The organism is Nocardia nova (genome assembly GCF_002933465.1).
GTDB lineage: Bacteria > Actinomycetota > Actinomycetes > Mycobacteriales > Mycobacteriaceae > Nocardia > Nocardia nova_B.
Genome location: NZ_PSZE01000037.1, coordinates 32,042 through 43,734, shown reverse-complemented (window position 1 = coordinate 43,734; position 11,693 = coordinate 32,042). Strand labels below are relative to the sequence as shown.

10 protein-coding genes are annotated in these 11,693 nt (G+C 69.2%); 3 read left to right on the top strand and 7 right to left on the bottom strand.

All coding sequences use genetic code 11. The features are described 5' to 3' along the window. Window positions 1–11: 11 nt before the first annotated feature. From C5E41_RS29730 to C5E41_RS29715, 4 genes are read right to left on the bottom strand one after another with little or no spacing between them, the layout of a single operon-like run. Window positions 12–1,817: a serine/threonine-protein kinase gene (locus C5E41_RS29730; RefSeq protein ID WP_104379029.1), complete on the bottom strand. Its 1,806-nt coding sequence runs from the start codon at window positions 1,815–1,817 to the stop codon at window positions 12–14. A gap of 51 nt (window positions 1,818–1,868) precedes the next feature. Next, the gene (locus C5E41_RS29725) at window positions 1,869–2,528 is read right to left on the bottom strand and encodes a response regulator (RefSeq protein ID WP_036503935.1); all 660 of its coding nucleotides are present in this window, start codon (window positions 2,526–2,528) and stop codon (window positions 1,869–1,871) included. Window positions 2,529–2,535: 7 nt separating this feature from the next. After that, window positions 2,536–3,486 carry an undecaprenyl-diphosphate phosphatase gene (locus C5E41_RS29720; protein ID WP_104379028.1) on the bottom strand — a complete coding sequence of 317 codons (951 nt, stop codon included), beginning with the start codon at window positions 3,484–3,486 and terminating at the stop codon, window positions 2,536–2,538. A gap of 28 nt (window positions 3,487–3,514) precedes the next feature. Beyond that, window positions 3,515–4,762: a sensor histidine kinase gene (locus C5E41_RS29715; protein WP_104379027.1), complete on the bottom strand. Its 1,248-nt coding sequence runs from the start codon at window positions 4,760–4,762 to the stop codon at window positions 3,515–3,517. A gap of 167 nt (window positions 4,763–4,929) precedes the next feature. Between C5E41_RS29715 and C5E41_RS35505 the strand changes: the two genes are divergently transcribed. Next, a complete protein-coding gene (locus tag C5E41_RS35505) occupies window positions 4,930–7,599 on the top strand; it encodes an alpha/beta hydrolase (protein ID WP_258081349.1) in 2,670 nt (889 codons plus the stop codon). Window positions 7,600–7,726: 127 nt separating this feature from the next. Beyond that, the gene (locus tag C5E41_RS29705; RefSeq protein ID WP_104379026.1) at window positions 7,727–8,176 is read left to right on the top strand and encodes a MarR family winged helix-turn-helix transcriptional regulator; all 450 of its coding nucleotides are present in this window, start codon (window positions 7,727–7,729) and stop codon (window positions 8,174–8,176) included. 94 nt (window positions 8,177–8,270) lie between these two features. Here the strand turns inward: C5E41_RS29705 and gatA are convergent, their stop codons facing one another. Continuing rightward, the gene (gene gatA / locus C5E41_RS29700; protein WP_104379025.1) at window positions 8,271–9,743 is read right to left on the bottom strand and encodes an Asp-tRNA(Asn)/Glu-tRNA(Gln) amidotransferase subunit GatA; all 1,473 of its coding nucleotides are present in this window, start codon (window positions 9,741–9,743) and stop codon (window positions 8,271–8,273) included. Beyond that, entirely contained in the window at window positions 9,743–10,039 is a 297-nt protein-coding gene (gene gatC / locus C5E41_RS29695) for an Asp-tRNA(Asn)/Glu-tRNA(Gln) amidotransferase subunit GatC (RefSeq protein WP_104379024.1), read from the bottom strand. The genes gatA and gatC overlap by 1 nt, the downstream gene beginning before the upstream one ends. Before the next feature lie 397 nt (window positions 10,040–10,436). Here gatC and C5E41_RS29690 point away from each other — a divergent pair, with 397 nt between their 5' ends. After that, complete coding sequence (locus C5E41_RS29690; protein WP_104379023.1) at window positions 10,437–11,090, top strand: amino acid-binding protein; 654 nt, start codon at window positions 10,437–10,439, stop codon at window positions 11,088–11,090. A gap of 87 nt (window positions 11,091–11,177) precedes the next feature. Here C5E41_RS29690 and C5E41_RS29685 read toward each other — a convergent pair whose 3' ends face one another. Continuing rightward, window positions 11,178–11,693, bottom strand: coding sequence for a GNAT family N-acetyltransferase (locus tag C5E41_RS29685; RefSeq protein WP_181063484.1), 516 nt, complete (start codon window positions 11,691–11,693; stop codon window positions 11,178–11,180).

Here is an 11,693-nt window from a genome sequence, read left to right as displayed (position 1 = left end):
GCATGTCGGCTCTATGCCATGGGCATGTCATTGCACCAGGTGTCGAATTCCTGGTACGTCTTGCCCTCCTGCAAACTGGGCCAGTACTGATTGTGCGCGACGATCAGATACCGCGAACGCGCCGAGTCCCGGAACGCGATGACTTTCCAGAATTCGTTGGGGATCGCGGAGTCGGCCGTCTTCCACATGTAGCTGTCGTATCTCACGTCGCTCCCCGCGACGCCCGACCCCTTCCGGTTGGCGGGCAACCCCGCGATCACGCGCTGCGCATCCGACGACGAGTCGTAGGACAGGACCGCGTATTCGGGCTTGCCCACCGCTCCCCAGCAGTCCCACGCGGCGGTCCACGACCCCAAACGAAGATCGGCGGCGTCACCCGGTGTGCGCAGGGTTTTGCCATCGGTCTCGCGGAAACAGGACTGGCCGTCGTATCCGGTGCCGTCGCGTCCCGCGCCCGAGGGCTTCACCAGTTGCGGGAACGTCGACTTCAGAGCGGCGAAATCATTGCCCTTCGAGTTCTTTTGCAGCACCACCACGACAATCGCGACGACGACGGCCACCACTACCAGCACGGCCACGATGATCGCGGCCACCATCGCCCCCGAGCGCTTCGGCGGTTGCGGCCGATATCCCTGGGCGGGTGGGTAGCCCGGCGGCGGCGCGGAACATCCTGCGGGAGAAGGTTGTGCGGGCGAGGGCATTCCAGGAGGAGGTCCTGCGGGAGAGTGTGTCGCGGCCGGCGCCGGCCCCCGACTCGGCGCGGCGGACGGGGCGCTCGGCGGTCCAGCGGTCGTCGGCGAATAATGCTGCCCCCCAACCGGAACCATGGTAGGCACGCGGGCGCTGTTCGGCGGCGGATACCCGTGTGTGTGGGTGCCGGGATGCGGGCCGGCAGGAACCCGCGCCGAGTTCGGCGGGACGGGGGCCGGACCGCCGGGCCTGATCGGCGTCGGAGCCGCACCGCTCACCGTGGGCATCCCCGCGGGCGCGGTCAGCGCGGCTCGCGCCGCGGCGGCGAATTCCATACAGCTGCCGAATCTTTCGGAGGCCCGCTTGGCCATGGCGCGGGCGATCACACCGTCCATCGCCGGGGACAGTCCGGCGCGCCGCGCACTGGCCGGCGGGACCGGGAGTTGCAGGTGGCCGCGAATCACCTCGGTGGGATGTTCGGAGTCGAACGGCCCGGTTCCGGTGAGCAGCCAGTACAGGGCACACGCCAGCGAATACTGATCGGAGCGGTGGTCGAGTTCCACACCGGTCATCTGTTCCGGCGAGGCGTAGGCGAGGGTGGCTGTGAACATGCCGGCCTGGGTGAGGTGCGTGGAATCCTCACGCAGGCGGGCGATTCCGAAGTCGGTGAGGAAGACCCGCTCCCCCTTGCCGCTCACCGCCCGGGCCAGCAAGATGTTCGCGGGCTTCACGTCTCGGTGCAGCACACCGTTGCCGTGCGCGTAATCCAGTGCGTCGGCGACACCTTCGACGATCTGCACCGCACGCTCGGGCGGCAGCGTCAGCGGATTCACCGTCGCGGCGTCGACGCCGTCCACGTATTGCATGCAGATCCAGAGCTGATCGTCCTCGACGCCGCGGTCGTAGACGGCGACGATGCCGGGATGGTCGAGTTGTGCGCACAGGTCGGCCTCGCGTTCGAAGCGCGCGCGAATCTCGGCATCGGTGTACAGCTCGCGATTCAGCAGTTTCAGCGCGGTCAGCCGGGGCAGACGCGGATGGCGCGCCAGATAGACCGACCCCATCCCTCCCTGACCGAGCAGTCGCTCCACGGTGAAGCCGGCGAACACGTCACCGTTGTTCAACACCTACGTTCCCCCTTCCGGCGACGTACCAGGTGGGGATCCTACCCGGATCGCTCAGCCCGGCGTGACCAGGCCGGATTCGTAGGCGATCACCACGGCTTGCGCGCGGTCGCGCAGATCGAGTTTGGAAAACACCTTGGACACATGGGTTTTCACGGTCTGCTCGGCGACGAACAGCGCCTCGGCGATCTCGGTGTTGGACATCCCCTTGGCGATCAGCTCGAGGACCTCGCGTTCGCGCGGGGTCAGCGCGTTCAGGGCCGGGGCGGGTTTGGGGCGCGCGCGGCGGCGGGTCACATCGGCGATCAGGCGGCGGGTGACGGTCGGAGCCAGCAGCGCCTGCCCCTCGGCGACCACCCGGACCGCGCGGACCAGTTCGTCGGCGGGTGCGTCCTTGAGCAGGAATCCGCTGGCGCCCAGGCCCAACGCCTCGTACACGTAATCGTCGATATCGAAGGTGGTCAGCATCAGCACGCGCACCGGCGGATCGAATCCGGCGGCCAGAATGGCGCGCGCCGCCTCGAGTCCGTTCATCTCCGGCATGCGCACATCCATCAGCACCACATCGGGTCGCAGCCGTTTGGCCTCGGCCACCGCGATCGCGCCGTTGGCCGCATCGCCGATGACGCTGATATCGGGCTGGGCGGCCAGCAGCGCGCCGAACCCCTGCCGGACCATCGCCTGATCGTCGGCGATCAATACGGTGATGGGCATACCCGCCTCAGATGAATCTGATGATCGACAGCAGCCCCGCCACCAAGCAGTAGACCGCGAACGGCAGCAGCGTGCGGGACTTGAAGAACCGCTCCAGGAATCGCACCGCGAGCCACGCCGCGACGCCGGCGACGATCGCCCCCACCAGCGCCTGGCCGTGGATGCCCGCGGCCTGCGGACCGGCCAGTTCCGGCAGCTTCAGCACACCCGCGGCCAGGATGACCGGAGTGGCGAGCAGGAAGGCGAATTTCGCGGTGTCCTCGTGGTCGAGTCCACGCAGCAGACCGCCGACCATCGTCAGGCCGGAGCGGCTGAATCCGGCCAGCAGCGCACCGGATTGAGCCAGGCCGATCCCGAGCGCATCCTTGACCGACAGCGCCGCCAGCCGCTCGTCGGAGGGGACCTCGAGATCCTCCTGGAGCGCCACCCCGCGCGCCTGCGCGTCGGCGCGGGCCTCGTCCGCGGCGAAGCGGCGACCGTATTCGGCCAGCGACGGTGCATTGCGCCGCCGCAGGCCCTCGCCGACGATCAGCACCACGCCGTTGAGGGTGAGGAAGATGCTCGCGTAGATCGGCGTCGCGAACATCGTGCGCAGCGGATGTTCCAGCAGCAGGCCGAGCACACCCACCGGGATGGTCGCCAGCACGATCAGCCAGGCCAACCGCTGCGACGAGGTCTCGATGCGCCGGGTGCGCAGCGTGGTCACGAAGCCGACGATGATGTCGCGCCAATCCCGCCAGTAGTAGCCCAGCAGCGCGAGCGCGGTCGCCACGTGCAGGGCGACCACGAAGGCCAGATACGGGGTGCCGTTGTCGGAGTCGCCCTCGGTGACCAGCTTCTCCCAGCTGCCGCCCAGCCAGGCCGGTACCAGCACGGAATGGCCCAGGCTGGAGATGGGGAACAATTCGGTGACGCCCTGCAGCGCACCGATCACGATAGCTTGGAAATAGGTGAGCATCGCCGCTAAGTCTTACACGACCGCGGACTCAGTTCCGCGCGCCCGGCAGGGCAGTCGCGGCGGGTGTCTCGACGGTTCCTTCCGCGACGGGGATCGGTAACCGCGCGTACACCTGGAAGCCACCTTCAGAGCGCGGGCCGGCGGCGAGCATGCCGCCGATGGATTCCGCCCGGGCCCGCATTCCGGAGATACCGCTGCCGTCCGAGCTCACCACCGGCGCCCCGCCCGTCCCGGCATCGTTGGCGATCAGCACCTCCACCACCTGCGCGGCCACAGTCACGGTCACGGTGACAGCCGCGCCCGGCGCATGCCGCGAGACATTCGACAGCGACTCCTGCACGATCCGGTACAGCGCCAGGCCGACGGTATCGGGGACCGCGGCGAGCGGCCCGTCGATGGTCCAGTCGATGCGCACACCCGCGCGGCGCACACCGTCCAAGACCGACACCACGTCCGCGGCGACCGGCTGCGGGGCGTGTTCGGGCAGCTGACCGTCGCTGCGCAGGACGCCGAGCATGCTGCGGATCTCGTTGAGCGCCTCCCGGGCGGACGCACCGATGGAGTCGAACTCCGCGCGGGCCGCCTCCGACACGTCCGGCACCCGATAGGGCGCGGTCTGCGCCTGCACCACGACCATCGACATGTGGTGGGCGACCACGTCGTGCAGATCGCGCGCGATGCGAGTCTTCTCCTCGAGGATCGCGCGGCGAGCCCGTTCCAGTTCGTTCTGTTCCTCCTGCCGCACCAGCGCCTGCCGCGACAGCACCAGCCAGCGCACCAGCAGACCGAAACCGACCAGCCCGGTCATCGCCAGCGGCCAGCCGAACCCCGCCTCCGCGAACGAGCTCGTGCCCGCCATGGTGGTCGCGAACAGCAGTGACGACGCGATCCACGCGATCAGCACGATCTGCATGGGCGCCCGCACCGCCACCGCGAACAGCAACGCGAACAGCACCAGAATGTGGACGACCTGGTACGGCAGATCATTGCCCGGTTGATGCTGGATGGCCAGCGCGATCAACAGTGCCGCACCGGCCGAGATGGACCAGCCCAGCGCCGGGTTGACGCGGATCAGCGCCAGCGGAAAGACCGCCAGCGCGGCGATGAACGGCTGGGCGGCGGCAGGCACCTGATGGGTGAGGTGCAGGGTGGGCCAGCCGACCGCGAACAGCGTGCCCACGACCACCACCGTCGCCACGTCGAACCACAGCCGCGCCCGGCCCGGAGTTCGCGCCGCCGCCCGCGCCTGCCGCGCCACTCGTATCGCCCGTCTCATGGTGACGAGCCTAGGAATTTCCCGGCGCTCCGTCCTCACCCCCGGGATCGACATCGCGCCCCCTACCCCGGTATGAGACGGCCGACCGCGCGCACCCCGGTAGCGGTGCCGAAATCGATCCGCAGCGTGAGGTGCGCGCCGGTTCCCGATTCCTACCTTCGACCGCCATGAGCGATATTGCGGATGGGTCGTGCGGGGCCGGCGGGGGCACGGTGGTCGACGCCCGGCCGGGTGTCGACGGCCATCGTGCGCGGCGCGGGCACGACGGTACGTCGTCGCCCGCGATGCCGGGTCGGGACAGGACGCGCGAGCGCGGCGTAAGGCATCGGCGGCGTGGATATTTGCGCGCGATCGCCGGATTCGTCGCCCTTGTCGCGGTGGTGATCGCGATTCTGGTGTCGTTGTCGCCGGGGGCAGGGGCGGCCGAGATCGGGCCCGCGCCGGAGAATTCGGCCGCGCGCGATGCGGTGCGGGCGCTGACCGGTAACCGGCCGGAGCTGGCGGTGATTCCCGCGGATTTCGCTGCGACACAGGGTTATCGGCCGGTTCAGCTGGCCGGTATGCCGGTCGACCCGTCCGGTGAGTGCTCCTCGCCGATTCCGCTGCCCGCCGAATTCGACACCGCCTGCAAGGCCCACGACCTCGGCTACGACCTGCTGCGCTACGCCGAAGTTCACGGCCACCCTTTGGGCGCCTGGGCGCGCCGAGCCATCGACAATGCCCTCGCAACCCGGATGTTCGCCGCCTGCGATACGCGCGACGACCTGTTCGCCCGCGCTCGCTGCACCACGATGGCGTCCGTCGCTACCGCGGCGGTGGATCTGAACTCCCGCCGCCAGAACTACGCCGCGCCCATGCCCGAATACCTGTTCGGCCGGCAGCTTTCCGGAACGGAACTCGGACCGCAGATCGCCCACGTCCTCGCCCGGCTCGCCATGCTGCTGTTGATGGTGGCGGCGTTGTTCGCCATCGTGCGCCGAACCATCCGGCCGCGACGGGGGGGACAACGAACAGCGCCACCGGCGAATCGGTGGGCGCCGTGGTCGGATTCGAGTCGCGGCGCATCAGCCGGGCACAGGTGCAGCGGGCGCTCGGGTGGGAGTACCGGCGATCGTGACTGGGGCGTTCTCCCCGCCGCACGCATCGGCGCAGCGGTGTCGCGGACTGTACGGGGAGCGCGCGAGTGGCTGTCGCGCAAGGCTATTCAGCTGCGCAGCATGACCGTGCGGGGTGTCGACGGGATCGGCCCGTGGCTCGGCACTCCGGTGACAGCGACGGCGGGCACTGGCACTGGCACGAACGGCGGTCACCGATCGACGCCGAAGCACTCACACCATCCCGCCGATTCGACCGGCGCGCAGAGCAATTCGTCGTCGGTTGACTCCGATGCCACCGTACGGACATGCTTCGCACCACCCTCGCCCGGCGAAGCGACCGCCGCGACGCTGCCTCCCCGCTCGTCCGAGCGGGTGCGGCTCGCACTCGGCGCGACGCTTCGGCGGCTCGTCACCGTGGGCACGCCTCGAACCGGGACCCTGATGGCTTCGGCGTCGGGCGTTTCCGCCTCGTTGGCCCCCGGACTCCTTCCGCGCACCTCGATCGCGCAGGCGTTGCTCACCGCGCTGCTGGTGCTCGTCGCGCTGGGTGTGGCGGGACTCGGCCGGAAGGTGCTGGCGCACTGGAGGATCGATACGCGGGCGCGAATGAGGCGGTTCCGACATGCGATCGTGAGCGCGTCCTGCGCCGCGGCCGGTGCCGCGCTCATCCACGCCTGGTACTGGCAGAACCGGCTGCGGGCGGCCATGGATTTCCCGCCGGCCGGTGCGCGGTACTGGTTGCATTGGGCGATCGGCCTCGTCGCGGTGGTCGTTCCGATCGTGCTCCTCGGGCGCGGATTACGGTGGGCGGCACGGTATGCGGGACGACTGCGGGCGACGGCACTGGTCACGGCCACCGTCCTGGCCTGCCAGTTCGCCCTGCTTCCGGCGGTCGTGAATTGGCAGCGGTCGGCGTTCGCCTCGGCCGACGCGGCCATGGATCCCACCGTGGTGCGACCGGTGTCCTACACCCGCTCGGGCAGCCCGGATTCGGAAGTGAGCTGGGCCTCGCTCGGAGCGGAGGGGCGCAAATTCGTCGCCGACCGCGGCCGATCGGTGCGCGTCTACATCGGTCTGGAGTCCGCACCGGATCTCGATTCCCGTGTCGCGCTGGCGGTTCGGGAGATCGAACGGTCCGGCGGATTCGACCGCGCACACCTCGTGATGATGGTGCCGACCGGATCCGGCTGGCTCGACGCCAACGCCGCCCGCGGCCTGGACGAGCGGTTCGACGGCGATGCGACGCTGGTCGGCATGCAGTATTCGCAGACTCCCAGCTGGGCGACCTTCCTGTTCGCCCGCGCCGACGCCGAGCGCTCGGCACGGGCGCTGTTCACCGGGATCGAACGACGCCTGGCCGGCATGGCCCATCCGCCGAAGCTGTACGTCTACGGCCAGAGCCTGGGCGCGACCGCGGGCAGCGCGATCTTCGCCGACGACCGGGACGAAAGCGCCCGGGTCTGCGCCGCACTGTGGGCGGGCCCACCGACATCGGCCGTGCACCGCGGCGGGGCCACCGTCCTCGCCAACTCCTCCGATCCCGTGGTGCAGTGGTCACCGCGATTGCTCTGGCGCGCACCCGATCTCACCGGCACCCGGCACGACGCACCACATCCGAGGTGGCTGCCGGGACTGAGCTGGGTGCAGACCACCGCGGATATGCTCTCCGCCCTCGCCCCGGGCCCCGGCCACGGCCACCGCTACGGCTCCGACCAGGGCACCGCCCTCGGGAGCTGCTGACGTCGAGTACGACAGCCACGGCGGTCACGTACCGGCTCCCGCCAGCCGACCACCGTGCCCGCCCGGCCCCGGCCGTGTGCTATACCGGTTCTCGCAGGTCAGAACTGTAAAACGGCGGAAGGACGGCATGGACAAGCCCACGAATCTGGTGGAATTCGAGACCATGCTGCTCGGCCGCTACACCATTCACCCGCGCTATCGCCGCGACGGCACCCGCCTCGATCGCAGCGCCTACCTGCTGCTCAGCCGGCTCGCCATCGAAGGCCCGATGTCGATCGGCCAGCTCAGCGAGGCGTTCGGTCTCGACGCCTCCACCCTCAACCGGCAGACCGCGGCGCTGTTGCGCGCCGGACACGTCGAGCGCATTCCCGATCCCGGGGGCGGGATGGCCCGCAAATTCCGCATCACACCGGCCGGCGAGGAGAACCTCGACGCCGAACGCAATGCCAATATCGAAGGTCTGGGCCGCGTGCTCGAGGGGTGGTCCCCCGACGACGTGGCGCGATTCGCCGACTATCTGCAGCGCTTCAACACCGATATCGAGCGCTTCGACGGCCGCCCGTGGCCGCGCCCGTAACCCGGCGCTGCTGTCCGGCCGCGCGCGGCGGCGTCACCTATTCGGTACGCCGCCGCGCATCCGGGCCGGGAACCAGCTCGCCTGTTGCCCGCGCTCAGGCGATCGGGCCCCGCGCGGCCTCGTAGGCGGCGCCCACGCGGTAGAGCCGGTCGTCGGCCAGCGCCGGCGCCATGATCTGCAGGCCCACCGGCAGGCCGTCGTCGGCGGACAGCCCCGACGGCACCGACATCGCGCAGTGCCCGGCCAGGTTGGTCGGGAGGGTGCACAGGTCCGACAGGTACATCGCCAGCGGATCGTTCACCTTCTCCCCCAGCTTCCACGGCGTGAACGGACTGGTCGGCGAGACCAGCACATCGACGGTCTCGTAGGCCTTGTCGAAGTCCTGCGCGATCAGGGTGCGCACCTTCAGTGCCTGACCGTAGTAGGCGTCGTAGTATCCGGCCGAGAGCGCGTAGGTGCCGATCATGATGCGGCGCTTGACTTCCGGGCCGAACCCCGCCTCGCGGGTGAGCGACATGACCTGCTCCGCGGAGTGGGTGCCGTCGTCGCCGACGCGCAGGCCGTACCGCATGGCATCGAAGCGAGCCAGGTTGGACGACACCTCACTCGGCAGAATCAGGTAATAGGACGCCAGCGCGTATTCGAAGTGCGGGCACGACACCTCGACCACCTCGGCGCCCAGATCCTTCAGCTGCGCCACCGCGGCGTCGAAGGAGGCGAGCACACCCGGCTGATAACTGTCGGAGTGCAGCTCCTTCACCACGCCGACCTTCACGCCGGTCAGATCGCCGCGCGCACCCGCGCGAGCGGCCTCCACGAGCGCCGGAACCGGCACATCGCGCGAGGTCGAATCCTTCGGGTCGTAACCGGCGATCACCTCGTGCAGCAATGCGGTATCGAGCACGGTGCGACCACACGGGCCGCCCTGATCCAGCGACGACGCGCAGGCGACCAGGCCGTAACGCGAAACGGTGCCGTAGGTCGGCTTGGTACCGACGGTCGCGGTGACCGCGGCGGGCTGACGGATGGAACCACCGGTGTCGGTGCCGATCGCCAGCGGCGCCTGATAGGAGGCCAGGGCCGCCGCCGAACCGCCGCCGGAACCGCCGGGGATGCGGCTGGTGTCCCACGGGTTGCGGGTCGGGCCGTACGCGGAGTTCTCGGTGGACGAACCCATCGCGAACTCGTCCATGTTCGTCTTGCCCAGGATCGGGATGCCGGCGGCGCGCAGTTTGGCCGTCACGGTCGCGTCGTAGGGCGACACCCAGCCCTCGAGAATTTTCGACGCGCAGGTGGTGGGCATATCCGTGGTGGTGAAAACGTCCTTGAGCGCCAACGGAACTCCCGCCAGCGGCGAGGCCACGGTGCCCGCGGCGATCGCGGCGTCGACCTCGGCGGCGGTCGCCAGCGCCTGCTCACCGGCGACGTGGAGGAAGGCGTTGAGCTCACCGTCGACCTCGGCGATGCGCTGCAGATGCGCCTCGGTGACCTGCACCGAGGACACCTCGCGGCCGTGGATCTTCTCCGCCAGCTCGGCCGCGGACAGTTTCGTCAGATCGCCGCTCATCACTCGCCTTCTCCCAGGATCTGCGGAACCATGAACCGCTGCTCATCGACCGCGGGGGCGCCGGACAGGGCCTTGTCCGGGCTGAGCCCGGGAACGACCACATCCGGGCGGGTGACGTTGGCGGTCGGGTTCGGCGACGCGGTGGCCGGTACGTCGGCGGCGACCTCGGTGATGACCTGCACGTGACTCAGGATCGAATCCAGCTGACCGGCATACAGATCGAGCTCTTCGTCGGTGAGGGCGAGCCGGGACAACCGGGCGAGGTGTGCGACCTCGTCGCGGGAGATGGCGGACACCGCGAATCCCCTTTCGGCAGGTTGGTGCGTGTCGATGGCGCAGGGTGCTGCGCATGGAACAGCCTAATGGGGTCGTGGCCCGGAGGCGGCAGCGGATGCGTCACCACGCAGGGCCTCACCGTTTAGGCTCGGACAACACAGCCTAATGGGTCGGCGTTGTAGCCATCCGGTCACGGTCGGGCTGCGCTGTTCGTTCCGGTGCTCGCCGGACACACGGTTGACATCACAACGTCATCGGAACGGCACTGGCACGGCACCCGGGGTTCGGCCGACAATGGATGTGGTGTACCTCACTACCTCCGCTTCGAATCGTTTGCTGGAAGCAGGGGGTGTAAGTATTGCGAGACTCGGGTATACGTCCGAAAGTCTCGGTCGCACAGGAAAGGAAGGCAAGCACGTGTCATATCTGCTTCGCGTGCAGCTTCCGGATCGCCCAGGAAGTCTCGGTTCACTCGCAGTAGCGCTGGGCTCCGTCGGCGCCGACATCCTCTCGCTGGATGTCGTCGAACGCGGCGCAGGATATGCGATCGACGATCTGGTGGTGGAAGTTCCTTCGGGTGCACTGCCCGACACCTTGATCACCGCGGCAGAATCGCTCGCCGATGTGCGGGTCGATTCGCTGCGTCCTTACTCCGGCATACTCGATACCCATCGCGAGCTGGAGCTGATCGACCAGGTCGCCACCGCCCGCGACGACCGGCTACAGGTGCTGGTCGACGGCGTCCCGCGCGTCCTGCAGGTCGGATGGAGCACCGTGATGGATCTGGGCCCGCACGGCGGCGGACAGCGTCTGGTCGGCAGCGCCAGCGCACCCGAGACGCAGGCCGGCAGTGTGCCGTGGATGCCGCTCGAGAAGCCGACCGCCCTCGATCCCGAGGCCGACTGGGTCCCGCAGATCTGGCGGGACATGGACACCAAGCTGGCGGCCGCCCCGCTCGGCAATACCGGCAAGGCGCTGCTGCTCGGCCGCCCCGGCGGGCCGGATTTCCGTCCGTCCGAGATCGCGCGGCTGGGCTATCTGGCGGGTATCGTCGCCACCGTACTGAGCTGAACCGATTGCGGCGCAGCACATCTCGGCGAAGAGCAGCGGTGGGCAGCCGCGCCGTACCCGCCCCTGCCCGCCTCGCGCCGGATACGTCTACGCCCCGCGCGTGAGCTCGAGCCGCATCACGGTGAGCGGCAGCCCGGCGTCGGTGTGCCAATCCCGTTCCGGCACATGGCCGAATCCCAGCCGCTCGTAGATGCGGCGTGCGTCGGCCATCCCGGGCATCGTGGTCAGCACCACAGCGGCGAAGCTTTCCGCCCGGGCCGTCTCGACGACGGTCCGGACCAAAGCGGTGCCGACACCGGCGCCGCGGGCACGCTTGGCGACCGCGAGCATGCGGAACTCCAGTTCGCCCGGCCGCGCGATATCCGCGTACGGGGTGCCGGGACGCGCGATGGTCAATGAACCGAGCAGATCTCCGTCGCGCTCCGCGACGAGGACCTCGGCTTCGCGCGCTCTGGTCTCGGTATTGGAAAGTTCTGCCACATAGAGACTTTCGGGATGCACATGCCCCTCGCCGACATAGGTGTCGACCGTGAGCAGTGCGATCGCCGCGAAATCGTCCGGGCCGGCAGCGCGAATCCGCACCCCCATATCCACCTGATCCAT

Excerpts from the sequence above, each read along its gene's own strand:
- C5E41_RS29720 (WP_104379028.1), bottom strand. The coding sequence starts at position 3,486 with ATGCTCACCTATTTCCAAGCTATCGTGATCGGTGCGCTGCAGGGCGTC.
- gatA (WP_104379025.1), bottom strand. The coding sequence starts at position 9,743 with ATGAGCGGCGATCTGACGAAACTGTCCGCGGCCGAGCTGGCGGAGAAG.
- C5E41_RS35505 (WP_258081349.1), top strand. The coding sequence starts at position 4,930 with ATGAGCGATATTGCGGATGGGTCGTGCGGGGCCGGCGGGGGCACGGTG.
- C5E41_RS29685 (WP_181063484.1), bottom strand. The coding sequence starts at position 11,693 with ATGGATCAGGTGGATATGGGGGTGCGGATTCGCGCTGCCGGCCCGGAC.
- C5E41_RS29725 (WP_036503935.1), bottom strand. The coding sequence starts at position 2,528 with ATGCCCATCACCGTATTGATCGCCGACGATCAGGCGATGGTCCGGCAG.
- C5E41_RS29705 (WP_104379026.1), top strand. The coding sequence starts at position 7,727 with ATGGACAAGCCCACGAATCTGGTGGAATTCGAGACCATGCTGCTCGGC.
- C5E41_RS29715 (WP_104379027.1), bottom strand. The coding sequence starts at position 4,762 with ATGAGACGGGCGATACGAGTGGCGCGGCAGGCGCGGGCGGCGGCGCGA.